The organism is Pseudoxanthomonas sp. LARHCG66 (genome assembly GCF_052871755.1).
Genome location: NZ_JBIXJW010000004.1, coordinates 196773 through 215131, shown reverse-complemented (window position 1 = coordinate 215131; position 18359 = coordinate 196773). Strand labels below are relative to the sequence as shown.

Genomic DNA, 18359 nt, shown 5'->3' with positions numbered 1-18359 from the left:
CATCTTTAGCAGGAGAGAGCGGGGATGAAAGGCAAGGTATTGAAAAAGGCGGCGCTGGGCATCGCGCTGGGGGCATGTATCGCGACCATGGCGCCGTTGGCGATGGCGCAGAGCGCGACCGGCGCTGTCGCGGGACGGGCCAGTGCGGGCGACCAGATCACGATCACCAATACCGCGACGGGTGCCAGCCGCACCGTCACGGTGGAAGGCAATGGCAGTTACCGCCTGACCCAGTTGCCGATTGGCGATTACCAGTTGCAGGTCAAGCGCGACGGCGCCAACGTCGGCGACGCCGTCGGTGTGAATGTATCGCTCGGCGGCACGACCACGGTCAACCTGGGTGCCGATGGCGGCGTGGTCAATCTCAACGCGGTGCAGGTGGTCGGCTCGCGTGTGGTCAACCGCGTGGACGTGCGATCGACGGAATCGGCGACGAACATCAACAGACAGGAGCTGTCGAGGTTGCCCGTCGACCAGAGCCTCAGTTCCGTCGCGTTGCTGGCGCCTGGCGTGATCAACTCGGGCGCCACGTTCGGAGGTCTTTCGTTCGGGGGTTCGTCCGTCGCGGAAAACGCCGTCTACATCAACGGCCTCAACGTCACCGATCCGTACCGTCGCCAGGGCTTCTCTTCAGTACCGTTCGGCTTCTACGAGGAATTCCAGGTCAAGACGGGTGGCTACTCCGCGGAGTTTGGCCGCAGCACGGGTGGCGTCATCAATGCCGTGACCCGTTCGGGCAGCAACGAGTTCCGCGCTGGCGCGGAGGTGACCCTGGAACCGTCTGCCTGGGAAGCATCGAAGGAAGATCATTTCCATCGCGACGGCACCCTCGATGAGCGCAATCGTACGAGTCGGGATTCCAGTTCGTTCTACAAGGCGAATGTCTGGGCATCCGGCGCCATCGTGCAGGACAAGCTGTTCTTCTTCGCCATGTACGAGAAGCGGGACAGCCAGCCGCAGGACTATGACAACAATGCGGCCTTCATCACTCAGGGCGACAACGACTTCTGGGGTGCCAAGCTAGACTGGCGCATCAACGATAACCATTCGCTCGAGTTGCTGGCCTTCTCCGACAAAAGCGAATCGACGACCGACATTTACCAGTACACGTGGAACACAGGCACGAAGGATAGGCTGAAGGGCGACAGCGTTTCGGGTTCCGGCGGCGACAACTGGTCGCTCACCTACACCGGCCATTTAAGCGACAGCTTCACGGCCAAGGCGATGTACGGCGTGAACGAACGCAGCGCGTCCAACAGCAGCAATCAGGATCCGGACTGCAGCATCGTGACGCGATCGGGAAGCTACACCACCCGGTTCGGCCCGGAAACGGTGTTTGAAGGTTGCCACCCCACGGACACCGGCATCAGTGACCGCGAGGACAAGCGCGAGGCAGCGCGTCTCGATTTCGAATGGACGCTCGGCGATCACTTGCTGCGCTTCGGCGTGGACCAGGAAGTGATGGATTCCAACAGCGCGGTGCGCTACCCGAATGATGGCGTCAGCTATCAGGTGCAGTCCGCCAACGCCGGCGGCGCGCTCAACGGCACGGTTATTCCCGCGGGCACCACCGCGATCGTCGATGCGCGCCGTTACATCACCGGCACCCCCGTCACGACGGAGGCGCAGGCGTTCTATATCGAAGACAACTGGAGCGTAACGCCCAACCTGTTGTTGAACCTCGGCTTGCGCGCTGACAAGTTCCACAACAAGTACGCATCGGGGGTGACGTTCGCGAAGGCGGACTTCTCCGACATGATTGCCCCGCGCGTCGGCTTCAGCTGGGACATGAAGGGCGATGGTTCGACCAAGTTCTTCGGCAATGCGGGCCGATACTACCTGCCCCTGACCAACAAGCTCGCGGACTACTTCGCCGGCAGCACCGACGAGCACACCTACTATGTGCTCGATGGCTGGACCCAGATGGAGCATCCGGTTGCCGGAACCTATCTGTTGCCCATCCTCGGCCAGCAGATCGGTCCGGTGAACACATCCAACAACGTGCCCGCGCCCGAAGACTTCCGGACCGCCGTCGCGAAAGACCTGAAGATGGTGTTCCAGGACGAGTTCATCCTCGGGTTCCAGCAGGCGATCAACCAAGCCTGGTCGTACGGTGTCAATGCCACATATCGCCGGATGACCCGAGCGGTGGAAGACGCGCGCATCAACCATGTCGAAGGCTGCCCCTGGTACTCGGGCGACTGGCCGATCATCAATCCCGGCGAAACCACCACCTTATGGTGCCCCACCACCAGCGACTGGGTGACGTTCGATTCCTCCCGGGACGGTTACATCGCGTCCGGCAGCGGCGAGATCATGGGCTACAAGAAGCCCAAGCGCACCTACAAGGCCGTCGAGTTCCAGTTGGACCGCGCGTGGGACGACAAGTGGGCATTCAACGCCAGCTATCTCTGGTCCAAGTCCGAAGGCAACATGGAAGGCCCGGTGAACTCGGACACCGGCTATGCCGATACCAATCTGGTGCAGTACTACGATCATCCGGCCGTCAACGAACGCTATGGCGTGCTGTTCAACGATTCCCGGCATCAGATCAAGTTGCGGGGCAGCTACAAGCTCAGCGAGCAGTGGTCATTCGGCAGCACGTTCTCCGCCCGTTCGGGTGGTCCCATCACGGCTTACGGCGTGGTCTGGCCGAACGACAATCGCGCCGCCGGCGGTCCAGGCGAATTCAGTGGTGGTGGGTCGGGGTGGCTCTGCGTGGCCAACTGCTCCAACTGGGCGACACGTGAGCTGGTGTACTCAGAACGCGGTGCATTCGGCCGCATGCCCTGGGTCTACGATCTGGGCGCCAACGTGACCTGGACATTGCCGGTTGAGGGTATCGACCTCAAGGCGAGGCTCTCCGTGTACAACCTGCTCAATCGACAGACGGTCATCAACGTGCATTCCCGCTACGAAAGCACGCCCGGAACCGCGATGCCGCACTTCGGTCAGGGGACCGTGTGGCAGTCTCCGCGCTATGCCCAACTCGTCGTGACCTGGAACTTCTGATCGCGCAGCGCATGCGATCGAAGCGGTGTTTCTCCGGTGGCCTGCCGTTCGCGGCAGGCCTTTCTTTTTCGCCGTCTGCGCCAGTCGGCATCGTCCGTGCTATTCCTTGGCACGGCTGCCCAACGAGGGTTTCATCATGACCACGTCCGTCCCGTTCGCTTGCCGCGCTGCGCTGATTGCTGCGCTGGCCTTGTTCCTCGGCGGCTGCGCCCATTCCGGTCCGCGCAACCCGCTCGCCAGCTGGGTACCCTCGAAGAACTTCGATGAGCGGCGCCCGGTCGTCATCGTGCTGCACTACACCGAACAGGACTCGGTCGAGCAGTCGCTGGACACGCTGCGCACCCGCAACAGCGGCGGTCGCGTCAGTGCCCACTATCTGGTCGGCAAGGACGGCAAGGTCTACCAGTTGGTGAAGGATTCACAGCGTGCGTGGCATGCGGGCGCCGGCCGCTGGGGCGGCATCACCGACGTCAACAATGCCTCGATCGGCATCGAGATCGACAATGATGGCAAGACGGCGTATCCCGATGCCCAGATCGAGAGCCTGATCGTACTGCTGCGCGACCTGTCCGAACGCCTGCGTATTCCCCCTGCCCAGGTGATCGGCCATTCCGATCTCGCACCGTCGCGCAAGATCGATCCGGGCCCGCTGTTCCCGTGGAAGCGCCTGCACGATGCCGGGTTCGGCATCTGGCCCGCCGAAGGAGCAGGCGACCCCCCCGCGGGATTCGATCCTTGGCTCGCCCTGCAGGCGGTCGGCTACTCCGTCGAGGATCGTGGCTCCGCCGTGCGCGCGTTCCATCACCGCTTCCGTGGCATGGAAGGAACCGAACTGGATGCGGAGGACCTCCGCATCCTGCATGCGCTGACCCGCGTGGCGCCAGCACAGGGCGCGGGCACTCCGTCGCCTTGATCAGGAATATTCAAGTCAGTTTTTTCGTGCAACAAGAATAAATTATTGACTCACTCCGGGGGGGCGTGCTACACGGATGTACAAGGGTTTTTGTGATGGATGGCGGCATCGTCCATCCATGGGTGCCGGCGGGGTGCCGGCGCACGTCATAGCAATCAGAACAACGTACTACGTACTGCGGTGCGCATCCGGGACGGGTGCGCCGGAAGGCGCCAGTGGGGATTCGTGCGTTCCGGGGAGATGGCAGGCAACGCGTCCGTCGCGGAAGCCATGCGAGGACCATCGAGCTCCCCTGGAACGACGCGTCGGCGCATCGCAGCGACAGTGTAGTGGCCGCGTATTGCAGCGTTCTTTCATCCAGGAGATTCCGCATGCCCGTTCGATCCCATCCGCTCAAGCCGAGCCATCTCGCCGCCGCCATCGTGCTGGGACTCGCCATCCCCGCAGTCGGCCTCGCGCAGGATGCAGCGCCTGCCCAGGAAGGCGGTGCGCGCACGCTGGATACCGTCACCGTCACCGGTTCGCGCATCAAGCGCACCGACGTGGAAGCCGCACTGCCCGTCACCATCATCCAGAAGGCGGAGATCGAGGCGCAGGGCATCACCTCCGCGGAGCAACTGCTGCAGTTCCTCAACATCGCCAGCAACGGTTCCGACAGTCTTGCTTCCAACGCGGGTATCGCTCCGGCGGATCTGCGCGGCAACAATGGCGTGTCCGGTGCCAACCTGCGCGGCCAGGGCGCGGATGCCACGCTGGTGCTGCTCAATGGCCGCCGCGTCGCCACCCACGGCCTGCGTGGCCAGGCGGTGGACCTGAATTCGATTCCGTTCGCGGCGATCGACCGGGTCGAGGTGCTGCGCGACGGCGCGTCCGCCGTCTACGGCACCGATGCGATCGGCGGCGTCATCAACTTCATCACCCGCAGCGACTATCAGGGCATCACGGTCAATGCCGGGTTCGACATGACCCAGGAAGGTGGCGGCAACATCTTCACCTACAGCGTCCTGGGAGGCATGGGCGACATCGACAACGATGGCTGGAACGTCTGGGGCACGATGAACTATCGCGAGAACGAGATCCTGCTGGGCAGTGATCGCGATTTCTCCAACACCTTCCAGCTCAACCGCGGCCTGTCGCCCGACACGCGCGGCACGCCGTTCGCCACCGTGTCCAACCTTGCCGGCGGCATGATCACGGGCACCCTGGCCGATCCGGCCGGCGGCGGCGGACAGGCCCTGATCAACATCCTCAACCTGCCGGGCGCAGCGGGCTGCGAAGCCGGTGGCGACATGATGGGGCCCTATGCCTACCAGCTGTGGGGCGTGGCGAACTCCAGGTACGCCTGTGCGTGGGACTACCCGGCCGCGCAGGTGATGCAACAGCCACAGGAGAGCCTCCAGGCCCTGGGCCGTGCCACGTTCAAGATCAGTGACAACCACCGCTTCTACGCCGAAGCGATGGCCTCGCGCTCGGAGTCCAACCGCCAGTTCGAAGCGCAGCAGATCACCTCCAGCACCTCGACCGCGGCCTCGGCGCTCGGGCCGAGCACGTGGTATCCGCTGAACGCGAATACCACGGCGACCTACAACATGATCTACAACGCGCTGGTCGGCTATTTCGGTCCCGCCAACCTCGTCTACGGCCGTCCGATCCCTTACCGGTGGCGTTGCGAGATCTGCGGACCGCGCCAGATCGAGACCACCACCAAGGCATACCGTTTCCTGGTGGGCTTCGACGGCACCCTGGGCAGCTGGGACTACGATATCGGCCTGTCGCGCGCCTCCAGCGAGGCCGAGTCGGTGCTGGGCACCGGCTATTACTTCACCCCGGCGTTCAAGGCGGTGCTGGGCAGTGGCCTGCTCAATCCCTTCCTGATGCCCGGCCAGCAGCACGATCCGGCGGGCGTTGCAGCGTTGCAGGCCGCGTCGGCGGCGGGCGTCCGCCTGTACGGCGGCGAGTCCACGGTCACGACGCTGGATGCGGCGTTCTCCGGTGGACTGGGTTTCAACCTCTGGGGTGGTGAGGTGATGGCAGCGGTCGGCGTGGACTTGCGTCGCGAGGAGTTCGAGTTCGGCTCGACTTCGGACGGCATTGTTCTGGACAACAGCTACATCTTCGGTGCGCCGTTCGATGCGACCAACAACCTGCCCAAGGTGCAGCGCGATGTGAAGGCGGTCTATGCGGAAGCCTTCCTGCCGGTACTGGATAGCCTGGAAGTGAGCGTGGCCGTGCGCCGCGACGATTACGACGGCTTCGGCAGCACGGTCAATCCGAAGTTCTCGTTCAAGTGGCAGCCGATCGATTCGCTGGCATTCCGTGGCGCCATCAGCGAAGGCTTCAAGGTGCCCGAGTTCACCAAGCTGTTCAGCGGTGTCACCGAAAGCCCGTACACCGGCTTCGACCTGGCCGACCCGGCAACCTGTCCCGGCGGCGCGGCGAATCCCGCAGTGCCGGGCTGCGAAGCCATCCAGCCCGCCATCTTCACGGGCGGCAAGGCCGACCTGCAGCCGGAAACGTCCGACCAGAAGAGCTTCGGCGTGGTGTTCGCGCCCAATGATCGCTTCAACATCAGCCTGGACTGGTGGGAGATCGAGCGCACCAACACCATCCGCACGCCCAACCAGGCGACCCTGATCGCCAACTACGATCTCTTCGTCGACAACTGGATCCGCGACGCCAGCGGCGAGGTGGTGGCGATCGATCGCCGCTTCATCAACTCGGGCGGCACGCTGATCAGCGGCGTGGAGGTGGACGCCAACCTGACCGGTGAACTGGCCGGCGGCACGTGGCGCGTCAACCTCAATGGCAGCTACATCGACAGTTTCCAGGAGAAGGCGCTGGAGAACTCGCCCTATGGCGACAACCTGGTGGGCAAGTACGTCCGCTACTACAGCCTGCCGTTGAAGTGGAAGCATACGCTGGGCGTCAGTTGGGCAAAGGGCGATTGGTCGCACACGCTGACCCAGATCTACCGCGACGGTTACAAGGATGAATTGCCGGTCAGCGTGAGGAACGGCAGCTACATTCCGGAAGACTGGAACCCGGACGTGGACGACTACATCACGTACAACTACAGCGTGGGCTGGACGGGTCTGGACAATGCCAAGTTCACCTTCGTCGTGCGCAACCTGCTCAACGAAGATCCTCCGTTCACTGCGCACCAGAACGACTTCGCTTCCGGTGCCGCGTGGGAGCCGCGTGTCGCCGATCCGCGCGGTCGTTCGTTCGCATTGATGGTCGAGTACAAGTTCGACTGACCTGATCCGCCATCGGACCGTCTGAAGGTTCGGGCCGTCGCCGGCTTTCCGGTGGCGGCCCGCCTGCATGCGGGATGCCTCGCCTGCGATTCCGCGGAGCCCTGAGCCACGCCATGAAACATCTCCTCGTCTGTCTTGCCCTGGTCGCGCCGCTCGCGCATGCCGCGCCCGGCAACGAAACCTTCGATGCGGCAGTGGAGCAGACCTTCGAGCACTACCAGCTGCCCGGTCTTGCGGTCGGTGTCATCGAAGACGGCAAGATCGTCTACACGCGCACGCTGGGTGAGGTACGCGCTGGCGGCGGCGGGAAGATCGACAATGACACACTGTTCAAGATCGCCTCCAACAGCAAGGCGATGACCGCAGGCGTGCTGGCGCGCCTGGTCGACGCGGGCAAGTTGAAATGGGACGACCCGGTCACCAAGTACCTGCCGCAGTTCCGCATGCACGATCCGTGGGTCACGCAGCAGATGCAGGTGCGCGACCTGTTGATCCACAACAGCGGCCTGGGCCTGGGTGCGGGCGACCTGATGCTGTGGCCGGAGCCCAACCGGTTCACCCGCGCGGACATCATCGCAGGGCTGGCGCACCTGAAGCCGACGCACAGCTTCCGCGCCAACTACGCCTACGACAACCTGCTCTACGTCGTCGCCGGCGAGGTCGCAGCGGCGGCAGGCGGCGCCTCTTACGAAGAATTGGTGAAGCGCGAACTGTTCCAGCCGCTCGGCATGCACCGGTGCCAGGTGGGCGAGTGGAACCGTGCGCAGGTCGGCAACGTGGCGCAACCGCACATGCGTACCGCGCAGGGCAATCGCGTCATCCGAGAAGACGCCGAGGTAGTGCCGGATCTCACCTCGATGGCGGCCGGCGGCATCCGCTGCAGCCTCGACGACATGCTGGTGTGGATGGACATGTGGCTGTCGCCGGAGCGTACCCCGGCGTGGTTGTCGCCCGCGCAGCGCAAGGCCGTGTGGACCGCGCACATGCCGATGCCGGTGAGCGCGCGCATGCGTGCCTGGGACAACAGCCATTTCTCCGCTTACGGCTACGGTTGGCGCCTGTCCGACGTCGATGGAGTCTGGAAGGTCGCGCATACCGGAACCCTGGCAGGCATGTACTCCTCGGTGATCCTGTTGCCGGACCAGCGCACCGGCATCGTCATCCTGATCAATGGCGAAGGCGAGGCCGCGCGGACGGTGCTGGGACAGGTGCTTACCAAGCACTTCACCGCGCCGGGGACATCGCCCACCGTCGCGCACTATGCGGCGCTGCTGGACAAGGAGCGCACCGGTGAGCGGGCCACCAGGCCCAAGCCCGACACGGGGCATCGCACGCGCGCGACGGTGCGCGCGATGGCGCCGTGGATGGGACATTACCGCGATCCCTGGTTCGGTGAAGTGACCCTGTGTGCGACAGGCGATCGCGTGCGCTTTTCCGCGGCGCGCTCACCCATGCTCACGGGTACCGTGATGCGGGTGGACGAGCGCTGGCTGGTGGATTGGGATGATGACAGCGTGGATGCCGAGCCTTGGCTTCACTTCGCCCCAGCCCAGGCCGGCAGCGATGCCGGGCTTAAACTGTCGCACGTCGACCCCGAAGCAGACTTCAGCTACGACTATGCCGATCTCGATTTCCACCGCACGCAGGCCTGCCGCTGACGTGCGAGGCATGGCGCTGCTCCTGTTGAGTGCGCTTCCGTTGCTCGGCGCCTGCGCTTCCGCGCCGGGCGTGCAGGTGTCTCCGGCACAGGAAGCGGCGCAGGCGGACCTGGTCGATGCGGTGACGGTCGTGCCCGGTCTGCAGCAGGAAATCCGCTATGCGGGCAAGAACAATTTCGTGGGCGCGCCGGTCGCCGGTTACGACGCGCCCAAGTGCCTGCTGCTGGCACCGGTCGCACGGGCGCTCGCCCGCGTGCAGCAGGACGTGCAGCGCGAAGGCCTGTCGCTGAAGGTGTTCGACTGCTATCGCCCGGTACGCGCGGTGAAGCACTTCGTCGCCTGGGCACGCGACCCTGCCGACCAGCGCACCAAGGCGGCGTACTACCCGAATCTGGACAAGGCGCGCCTGCTCGATGGCTACATTGCCGAGTCCTCGGGGCACAGCCGGGGCGCGACGCTGGATCTGACGCTCGTGCGCTGCAACGGTGGCGCGTGTACGGAACTGGACATGGGTACGCCGTTCGACTTCTTCGATCCGCGCGCCAATACCGCGCATCCGCAACTGGGCGACGAGCAGCGACGCAACCGCGACCAATTGCTGCAGGCGATGGCGCGGCATGGGTTCCATAATTATCCGATGGAATGGTGGCACTACACCTTCCGCCCCGAACCCTCCCCCAAGACCGCCTACGACGTTCCGATCCGATGAGTGCTTCCCTTTCCTCCCCTGCACCGCGCACCACCGATGTCGCGGTGATCGGCAGCGGCATTGTCGGCCTGTCGACGGCCCACCACCTCCTCGATCGCGGGCTGTCGTGCACGCTGATCGATGCGAAGGGACCCGCTGGCGAAACGTCGTTCGGCAACGCCGGCTCCATTTCCGTGGGCAACGTGATGCCGCAGTCCACGCCCGGCATCGTCATGAAGGCGCTGCGGATGCTCGCCAATCCGTTGGCGCCATTGAAGCTCGATTGGGGCGTCAGCCCGAGTTACGCGCGCTGGCTGCTGCAGTTCCTCGACCAGGGCAGGATGGAGCACGTGCTGCCGATCATCGATGCGTTGAGTGCGATCAATACCGCCTCGCGCTCGGCGTGGCTCGAATTGGGCGAGCGGATCCGCGCACAGGACCTCATCGCGCACACCGGCTACCTGCACGTCTACAGCGAGGAGGCCAGCTTCGCGAAGGGCGAATGGGAACGTGGCCTGATGCGTGACCGCGGCGTGGCGTTCGACGTGCTGGACGCCGGCCAGCTGCGCGAGCTCGAACCCGGCATCGGCACGGGCTTCCAGCGGGCGGTCTTCCAGCGCGAATCGCTGGCGATGCGCGACCCCGGGGACTTCTGCCGGCGCCTCTTCAATCACCTGAGCGCGCGCGGCGCGACGCCGCTGATCGCCAGCGTCTCGGCGATCCTGCGGCAGGACGGCGGCTATCGCCTCGACACCGATCATGGCGCGGTGCATGCCGGGCGCGTGGTGGTGGCCGCGGGCGCCTGGAGCAACACCCTGCTGCGTCCGTTCGGGGTGAAGATCCCGGTGATTCCCGCACGCGGCTACCACCTGATGTATCCGCAGAAGGATGTAATCGTGCGTCGGCCCACGCTGTGGGCGGAGCGCTACATGGTGGTGTCGCCCATGCAGTCCGGCATCCGCATGACCAGCATCAAGGAGCTGACGGCGCTGGGCCGCGACCCGCATTACCACCTGATCCGCCGGCTCGACCCCGAGGCGCGCAAGCTGTTCCCCGGCATAACGACCGAACCGGTATCGGAATGGGCGGGCAATCGGCCATGCACGCCGGATTCGCTGCCGATCATCGATCGGGTGCCGGGCGAGGACATCTTCGTCGCCACCGGGCATGGCCATCTCGGCTTGACGCAGGGCCCGGTAACAGGACGGCTGCTCGACCAGATGATGGCGGGCGAAGCGACCGACATTCCGCTGACGCCCTACGGGCTGGCGCGGTTCGCGTAGCGTTCTGCGAGGACAGGGTCACGCGGGTGGAGTGTGCACGGTGATGTGCGCCGCCACGCACCACCAGCGCCCGGCGCGCTTGATCCAGATGTCGGTATAGCGGTTGATGCCCCGGCGGCCGTCTTTCAGCGTGTAGGCGTTCTCGGCATGGATCAAGGCGAGCTCCCCGATGCGGTTGATCCGCACCTTGTCCAGCGGAAACGTGGCGATGCTTTCAGCGAACACCGGCCTGGCGAAGTCGACCAGGGCAGCGGCACGGTCCTGCAGCGAGCCGTCGCCGGAGACGACCCGATAGTCCGGCGCCAGATGCGCGTCGTACCAGCCCGCGTCGGCGTCGCGGAAAGCCTGCACGTACTGTTCGTTCAAGGCTGCCAGCACGGTGGCATCGTCGCCGACGGGATCGGAGCCACGCCACTGCGATGGCGCGGAGGAGGGCGCCTGCATCGATGCGGGGGTAGCAACGGCGTTCGCGATGCGCGTGCGCTGTCCATGCATCCATGTCCAGCGCCCTTCCCGCCACGCATAGACATCGGTGTAACGCACCCGCCGTGCATCGCCTGTGTGCGGATGGCCCAGGAGGGTGCCGTGCACCACTGCGGCCGTGCCGAACAGGCGCACCTGCACATCGTCGTAGGCGACGTCCGCCAAGGGCGATGCGGTGGGCAGTGATGCGAGAAATGCGGTCCGGTCCAACCATTGACCGTCGCTGTCGATCACCAGCAGGTCCGGCGCGGCAAGTGCATGCAGGAACGCCGGGTCCGGCACGCGATGCGCCGCGACATGGCGATGATGGATCGCGCGCAGCTGCATTTCCGCCCCAGGAGGAAGGAGGGTCTTCGCCAGGACAGGCCAGGTGCCTGCCGTCAGCATGACGGCAAGCACCAGCAGGGCAGCCTTGTGCACGTCAGGCAGCCGCATCGGCGTCGGCGCCGGCCTCGCGCAGCTTGGCAGCGCATTCCTCGCAACACACCTCAACGGTGCGACCGCCAAGGGTGACTTCAATGGCGCCGCCGTCCAGCGGGTAGTCGCAGGCAGCGCAGGTCTGTTCGGTCATGACACGTTCCTTGGGCAGCCCGGATCGGGCAGGCGCAGGAGACCATGCGGGCAGCGTGGGCGCTGTCGGAATCTTTAGCCGGTTGCGGCAGGTCGGCGGGTGAGCGCGCGGAAGGCGCTGGGCGTGCGGCCGTAGGTCTGCCGGAACGCGGCGGCGAAGTGGCTGTGGCTGGAGAAACCGAGGTCCTGCGCGAGCGTGGACAGGTCGTCGTCGCCTTTCAGCAGATCCAGTGCGCGCGCCAGCCGCAGGTGCAACTGGTAGCGGTACAGCGGCATCTCTTCGACCTGCCGGAACGCCTGGGTCAGGTAGACGGGAGAGCCGCCGGTGTCGGCCGCGATGTCCGCCAAGGTCCAGCGCCGACCGGGATCGCTGGCGAGCAGCACCTTGACGCGATCGACCAACCGCTGCCGTGCCCGGGTGGCGCCGGGGACGTGCGCGGTGCGGGGACCCAGGCTGCGCGAGGCGAGGGTGAGCGCCAGGCCTTCCGCTTCCAGCGGCTCGATCCCGCCCTGCCGCAGTGCATGCCGCATCAGGGCGACCAGCGCCTGCGCGCGCGCGTCGATGCGCAACGCCTGATGGCGGAACACGGCGCGTCCGCCGTTACGGATCTGCGATACCGGCGAGAGTTCGCGCAGCAGTGGTTCGGCCAGCTGCAGCACCAGGTTGGCGTCACCGCCGGCGACGGGATGGCTGACCTGGTAGTCCTCGTCGGCGTTGAACAACAGGACATGGTTGGCGTCGGCGACAGTCTGGGCGCTGCCGACATGGCGCAGGTAGACACCGCGGTACGGAAACACCAGGTGGGTCGCGTTCGTGCATTCCTCGCCGCTGCGATGCCGGCACTCGCCGCGGCAGCAGACCTCGCGCACCGATACCGTGGCCGTATCCAGCAATCGGGTGACCTCGAAGGGTGGCGATGGCGGCGGCGTAGCAGGGCGGGTCATGGCGACAGTCTGCGCGCGATCACGCGCCTCCGCCGAACCCCGCCTGCCGCCACGCTTCGAACACCACCACGGCCACCGTGTTGGACAGGTTGAGGCTGCGGTTTTGCGGGCGCATCGGCAGGCGCAGGCGCTGCTGTTCGGGCAGGCCCTCCAGTACCTCCTGCGGCAGGCCGCGGGTCTCGGGGCCGAACAGGAACGCATCGCCGGGCTGATAGGCAGGCTGGTCGTAGCGGAGGGCGCCGCGGGTGCTCAGTGCGAACAGGCGCGTGGGTCGCACGTGCTGCAGGGCCGCTTCGAGCGACGCGTGGACCTGCAGCGTGGCGTATTCGTGGTAGTCCAGGCCGGCGCGCTTGAGCTGCTTGTCTTCCAATGCGAACCCGAGCGGTTCGATCAGGTGCAGCCGCGCGCCGGTGTTCGCGCAGAGGCGGATGACGTTGCCGGTATTCGGGGGAATTTCCGGCTGGTACAGCAGGACATCGATGTCCAGGGTGTCGGTCATGGCGCGCATTCTACGCGGCGCTGCATGGCCTCACGGGCATGTGGTGCGGTGGAACTCCGGCGGCTGCCGGCTTGCGTGGAAACGCAGGTGGAGCGTGGTGTGTTGCCTGCGTATCAGCGCGAAGCCAGCTGGCCGGCCAGCACGCCCGCCTGCACCGCGATCTGCTGCATGTCCTCGGCGGACGGACGCACGGTGACCGCCGGCATGTCGACCACGCGCACTGCCTGCTGGGCAACGAAGTAGGCCAGGTCTTCGGCGCTGGGCTTCACGGTGACCGTGGCCAGGTCGACGATCTTGGTGTCCTTGTAGGTCAGGTAGTGGGCCAGGTCGGCCGCATCGGGCTTCACCGTGACAGTGGGCAGGTTGACGATGTGGGTGGCTTCGGCGGTGTTGCGGTTGTTGTCGGCGTGAGTGGCGGAAACGACCATGGATCCGGCGCACAGGGCGAACACGGCGGCGGCGGTCAGCGGGAGGAGGTTCTTGGTGTTCATTGTCATGCCTCTGTAGTGATGTTGTTGTGTGGTGTGGTAGTAAGGTAGTACACCTAGACAGACAGATCAAGCAAAACCGTTCGTTTCGGTGAGTTGATTCAGGTTTCAGTCAGGTTGACGTCGGACAGCGGAAGGCTTGTTATGGGTAGAGCAGAAACCGTGCCAATCGCAAGTTATTGATCCAATAGGGCTTTAGGCTTCTGTTCTGCGTGTCCGGTGTCCGAGTGCATGTCCGCCCGGGTGTCCGTCCTGCATGCAACAGGACGCGCCTGGGTGTGCGTTGTGACTGCGAACACGCCGCTTCGGCCCGATCCCGGTCAATGCGGTGTGTTCTGGTTTGGATGCCGTTCAACCAGGAACCGTTGCGGTCCACTGGCGCCGGCGCAGCCGGCATTCAGCTTTACCAGGGCAGCGGAGCGCCCTGCCAGTCGAGGAAGCGGCCGCTGTCTTCTGCGCCTAGATGGTCGATCACATGAAGCAGCCCTGTGGCGGACTCCTGCACGGACAGCGCTGCGTTGTCGCCCCCCATGTCGGTGCGGACCCAGCCCGGATGCAGGGCGACGACCGTGATGCCGCGTGCGGCCAGGGCCTGCGACAACAGCGAGGTGGCCATGTTCTGCGCGGCCTTGCCGATGGCATAGCTCGGGGTGCGGAATTCCTGCCTAAGGCCGATCGATCCGACCTCGGACGAAATATTGGCCACCACGCCGCCCTCGGCCAGGCGTGCGGCCAGCGTCTGCACCAGCAGGAACGGGCCGGCGGCGTTGGTATGGAAGCTGGCGTCGAGATCGGCAGCGGTCACGTGGCCGAAACGCTCGCCGCCGCGCAGCACGCCGGCATTGTTCACCAGCAGGTGCAGGGGTTCTTCATCGGTAACCAGCGACACCTCGTGGAGCAGCTGGTTGCGGCTGCGGGCGTCGGCAACGTCGAGCGGCAGCACATGCAGGCGGCCGGGGTACTCGCCCGCCAGGCTGTTGAGCGCAGTGGCCTTGCCGGGCTGCCGGCAGGTCGCGATGACGTGGCAATGGCGGGCCAGCAGCTGCCGGACAAGTTCCAAGCCCAGGCCCCGGTTGGCCCCGGTCACCAGACAGTGCTTGCGGTCCATGGCACCTCCGCACAACAGGATTGGCGGGCCGCAGCGGGGCGGCGGATGAGCCATTCGTCATGGCTTGTGGCCTAGTGTAATGACCGCGGGCGGCGGTTAGCATCGGGGGTTCTCCAGGCCCATTCAGTATTCAAAGGAGTGTCCGATGCACCTTTCCCGCCGGCCCCGCGCCGCCCTGCTCGCCATCGCCCTGTCCGCCGCGCTCGGGGGACTGGCCTACGCGCCGGCGTCGACGCATGCGAAGCCGGCGGGCGCGGACGTCGTGATTCCGTATGAAGAGTTCACCCTGCCGAACGGCCTGCGCGTGATCGTGCACACCGACCGCAAGGCGCCGATCGTGGCGGTGAATGTCTGGTACCACGTGGGCAGCAAGAACGAGACCCCGGGCCGCACCGGCTTCGCGCACCTGTTCGAGCACCTGATGTTCCAGGGCAGCGAGAACCATGACGGCGAGTTCTTCACCCCGTTCGAGCTGGTCGGCGCCACCGACCAGAACGGCACCACCAACCAGGACCGCACCAACTATTTCCAGAACGTGCCCACCACCGCGCTGGACATGGCGCTGTGGATGGAATCCGACCGCATGGGCCACCTGCTGGGCGCGATCGACCAGAAGGCGCTCGACGAGCAGCGCGGCGTGGTGCAGAACGAGAAGCGCCAGGGCGAGAACCAGCCCTATGGCCGCCGCATCTTCGCGCGCATGTTCGAGGCGCTGTACCCGGCCGGGCATCCCTACAGCTGGCAGACCATCGGCTCCATGGCCGACCTGGACGCCGCCACCCTGGATGACGTGAAGACCTGGTTCCGCAGCTGGTACGGCCCCAACAACGCCGTGCTGGTGCTGGCCGGCGACATCGACGTGGCCACCGCCAAGGAGAAGGTGACCCGTTACTTCGGCGACATCCCGGCCAGCGCCACGCTGGCGGACATGAAAACCAACATCCCGAAGCACGCCAGGGACACCCGCGAGACGATCCCCGACCGCGTGCCGCAGGTGCGCGTCTACCGCGCCTGGCCAGTGGCGGAGATGGGCACGAAGGACGCCACCCTGCTGGACCTGTTCGCGCAGGTGCTGGGCGGCAGCGCGGCCTCGCGCTTCGACACCCGCCTGGTGCACGGCGACAAGATCGCCGACCAGGCCAGCGCGTTCCAGTGGAGCAGCGAAATCAGCAGCACGTTCTTCCTGATGTCCACCGTGAAGGAAGGCGTGGAGCCGGCCAAGGTCGAACAGGCCCTGGACGAGGAACTCAAGCGCCTGGTCACCCAGGGCCCGACAGCCGAAGAGCTGGAGCGTGCCAAGGTCTCCGGGCGCGCGGCGTTCGTGCGCGGCATCGAGCGCATCGGCGGTTTCGGCGGCAAGTCCGACGTGCTGGCCTCGTGCGCCGTCTATCAGGGCACGCCGGATTGCTACAAGGAAGAGTTGGACATCCTCGCCAACGCCACGCCGGCGGAAGTGCAGGCCGTGGCCAGGAAATGGCTGGCAGGGGCCTCGCACACCATCCTCGTGCAGCCCAGCGAGACGCCGGCCTCGGCCCTGCCGGAAACCGTGTTCGCCGCGCCCGCCACGCAACCGGCCCCCACACCCAAGGTCGATCCGAAGTTCAAGACGGTGAAGACCGACGTGGACCGCAGCCAGGGCGTGCCGAAGACCGCGACCTTCCCGGACCTGAAGTTCCCGGCCGTACAGCGCGCCACCCTGTCCAACGGCATGCAGGTCGCGCTGGCCGAGCGGCATGAAACGCCGGTGGTGCAGATCAGCGTCGAGTTCCCCGGCGGTTACGCCGCCGATGTCGGCAAGAAGCTGGGCACCGCCAGCTTCGCGCTGCAGATGATGGACGAAGGCGCGGGCCAGTACGGCGCGCTGGACTTCGCCGCCCGCAAGGAAGCGCTGGGCGCGGAACTGACCACGGGCGCCGGCCTGGACAGTGCTTCGGTGGGCCTGTCGGCACTGACCGAAAAGCTGGACCCGTCGCTGGACCTGCTCGCCGACGTATTGCGTCGCCCGACCTTCGCCCCGGCCGAGATCGAGCGCGTGCGCGCCACCTGGATCGCCGGCATCAAGCAGGAGAAGGCGCGCCCGCAGACCGCCGCGCTGCGCACGTTGCCGCCGCTGCTGTATGGCGCCGGCCATCCGTATGCCATCCCGTTCACCGGCTCGGGCACGGAGGCATCGATCGCCTCGCTGACCCGCGACGACCTGGTCGCCTTCCATCGTGACTGGCTGCAGCCGGATCAGGCCCGCATCACCGTGGTCGGCGATACCACGCTGGCGCAGATCGTGCCGTTGCTGGAAGCCCGCCTGGGCGACTGGAAGCCCGCGCCGAACGCACCGAAGCTGGCGGCCGTGCCCAAGGTGGCCAACGCCACCAAGCCGCGCGTGTTCCTGATCGACCAGCCGGGCGCCATCCAGTCCAACGTCTACGCCGCCCAGCTGGTGCCGCCCACCGGTGACACCGGCACCATCGACTTCGACTTCGCCAACGGCGTGCTGGGCGGGCAGTTCAGCTCCCGCCTCAACATGAACCTGCGCGAGGACAAGCATTGGGCGTACGGCTCGTACAGCGGTGCCCGCAATGCGCTTGGCCAGCGCCCGTGGTGGGCCAGCGCCGCGGTACAGAGCGACCGCACTGCCGACTCGATGAAGGAGCTGCAGAAGGAGATCAGCCAGTTCGCCACCGGACAGGCGCCGTCCAAGCCGGAGGAAATCGCCAAGATCCGCGCGGCCAACACGCTGGAACTGCCGGGCGCGTACGAAACCGCGTCCGCCGTGCTGGGACAGATCGCCACCAACCAGCGGTACGGCCGGCCGGACGACTACATCGTCCAGTACAAGGCCCGCAACGAAGCGATCGGCGCGGCCGACGTGGCCAGGGCGGCGTCCACCCTGTCGCCGTCCGCGCTGACCTGGGTGGTGGTGGGTGACCTGTCCAAGGTCGGCGAATCGGTCCGCGCGCTGCAGCTGGGCGAAGCGGTGGAACTGGATGCCGACGGCAAACAGAAGCCGTAAGGCCCGAACGGCACCGCTCCTCCGCGCGGGGAGCGGTGCGCGTGCCCGGAGCGATTCATCCCGCGTGGGCCAGAATGGCCGCGACTCCCCTTTCCAGGTGATCCCGATGCGACTCGTCCTGCTTGCCGCCGCTTCCACCGTGCTGCTGTCCGCCTGCACCTGGGTGCACCTGGCGCCCACCGCCCGGGATGTCCGCGTGGTCGGCGCGGGCGCCGTTCCCGCCGGCTGCGAGAAGCGCGGCGAGGTATCGGTATCGGTCAAGGACAGTGTGGCCTTCTATGAGCGCAACGCCCTGAGGGTGCGCGACGAACTGGAAACCCTGGCCCGCAACGAGGCCCCCGGCCTGCAGGCCGATACCCTGCAGCCCTTGGGCGATCCGGCCAACGGCGAGCAGCGTTTCGCCGCGTTCCGTTGCGGTCGATGAAATGTGACGCGCATCACTGTTCAC

General features: G+C 66.0%; 14 protein-coding genes. 8 read left to right on the top strand and 6 right to left on the bottom strand.

Features of this window, described 5'->3' with window-relative positions:
* Positions 1-24 precede the first annotated feature (24 nt).
* The 6 genes from ACIPRS_RS13735 (at position 25) to ACIPRS_RS13710 (ending at position 10811) form a co-directional block, all read left to right on the top strand.
* Positions 25-3012 (top strand): TonB-dependent receptor, encoded by a 2988-nt coding sequence (locus ACIPRS_RS13735; protein WP_446538925.1) that lies wholly within the window; start codon positions 25-27, stop codon positions 3010-3012.
* Positions 3013-3148: 136 nt separating this feature from the next.
* A complete protein-coding gene (locus ACIPRS_RS13730) occupies positions 3149-3925 on the top strand; it encodes an N-acetylmuramoyl-L-alanine amidase (RefSeq protein ID WP_446538924.1) in 777 nt (258 codons plus the stop codon).
* 371 nt (positions 3926-4296) lie between these two features.
* Positions 4297-7182 (top strand): TonB-dependent receptor domain-containing protein, encoded by a 2886-nt coding sequence (locus tag ACIPRS_RS13725; protein WP_337732485.1) that lies wholly within the window; start codon positions 4297-4299, stop codon positions 7180-7182.
* A 113-nt stretch (positions 7183-7295) separates the two neighbouring features.
* Complete coding sequence (locus ACIPRS_RS13720) at positions 7296-8840, top strand: serine hydrolase (protein ID WP_446538923.1); 1545 nt, start codon at positions 7296-7298, stop codon at positions 8838-8840.
* Positions 8841-8850: 10 nt separating this feature from the next.
* Positions 8851-9549, top strand: coding sequence for a M15 family metallopeptidase (locus ACIPRS_RS13715; protein WP_446538922.1), 699 nt, complete (start codon positions 8851-8853; stop codon positions 9547-9549).
* On the top strand, positions 9546-10811 hold the full coding sequence (locus ACIPRS_RS13710) for an NAD(P)/FAD-dependent oxidoreductase (RefSeq protein WP_446538921.1): 1266 nt from the start codon (positions 9546-9548) through the stop codon (positions 10809-10811). The genes ACIPRS_RS13715 and ACIPRS_RS13710 overlap by 4 nt, the downstream gene beginning before the upstream one ends.
* An 18-nt stretch (positions 10812-10829) precedes the next feature.
* Here ACIPRS_RS13710 and ACIPRS_RS13705 read toward each other — a convergent pair whose 3' ends face one another.
* From ACIPRS_RS13705 to ACIPRS_RS13680, 6 genes are all read right to left on the bottom strand, one after another.
* A complete protein-coding gene (locus tag ACIPRS_RS13705; RefSeq protein WP_446538920.1) occupies positions 10830-11729 on the bottom strand; it encodes a DUF4440 domain-containing protein in 900 nt (299 codons plus the stop codon).
* The gene (locus ACIPRS_RS13700; RefSeq protein ID WP_446538919.1) at positions 11716-11865 is read right to left on the bottom strand and encodes a hypothetical protein; all 150 of its coding nucleotides are present in this window, start codon (positions 11863-11865) and stop codon (positions 11716-11718) included. The genes ACIPRS_RS13705 and ACIPRS_RS13700 overlap by 14 nt, the downstream gene beginning before the upstream one ends.
* A 74-nt stretch (positions 11866-11939) precedes the next feature.
* Complete coding sequence (locus tag ACIPRS_RS13695) at positions 11940-12809, bottom strand: helix-turn-helix domain-containing protein (RefSeq protein ID WP_446538918.1); 870 nt, start codon at positions 12807-12809, stop codon at positions 11940-11942.
* 19 nt (positions 12810-12828) lie between these two features.
* Positions 12829-13308, bottom strand: coding sequence for a tRNA (uridine(34)/cytosine(34)/5-carboxymethylaminomethyluridine(34)-2'-O)-methyltransferase TrmL (trmL, locus tag ACIPRS_RS13690; protein ID WP_337732477.1), 480 nt, complete (start codon positions 13306-13308; stop codon positions 12829-12831).
* A 113-nt stretch (positions 13309-13421) separates the two neighbouring features.
* Positions 13422-13799, bottom strand: a complete 378-nt coding sequence (locus tag ACIPRS_RS13685; protein ID WP_446538917.1) for a hypothetical protein — start codon at positions 13797-13799, stop codon at positions 13422-13424.
* 400 nt (positions 13800-14199) lie between these two features.
* A complete protein-coding gene (locus ACIPRS_RS13680) occupies positions 14200-14904 on the bottom strand; it encodes an SDR family oxidoreductase (RefSeq protein WP_337732475.1) in 705 nt (234 codons plus the stop codon).
* A 145-nt stretch (positions 14905-15049) separates the two neighbouring features.
* Here ACIPRS_RS13680 and ACIPRS_RS13675 point away from each other — a divergent pair, with 145 nt between their 5' ends.
* The gene (locus ACIPRS_RS13675) at positions 15050-17911 is read left to right on the top strand and encodes a M16 family metallopeptidase (RefSeq protein ID WP_446538916.1); all 2862 of its coding nucleotides are present in this window, start codon (positions 15050-15052) and stop codon (positions 17909-17911) included.
* Positions 17912-18017: 106 nt separating this feature from the next.
* Positions 18018-18335 carry a DUF4156 domain-containing protein gene (locus tag ACIPRS_RS13670; protein ID WP_192199720.1) on the top strand — a complete coding sequence of 106 codons (318 nt, stop codon included), beginning with the start codon at positions 18018-18020 and terminating at the stop codon, positions 18333-18335.
* Positions 18336-18359: the final 24 nt, after the last annotated feature.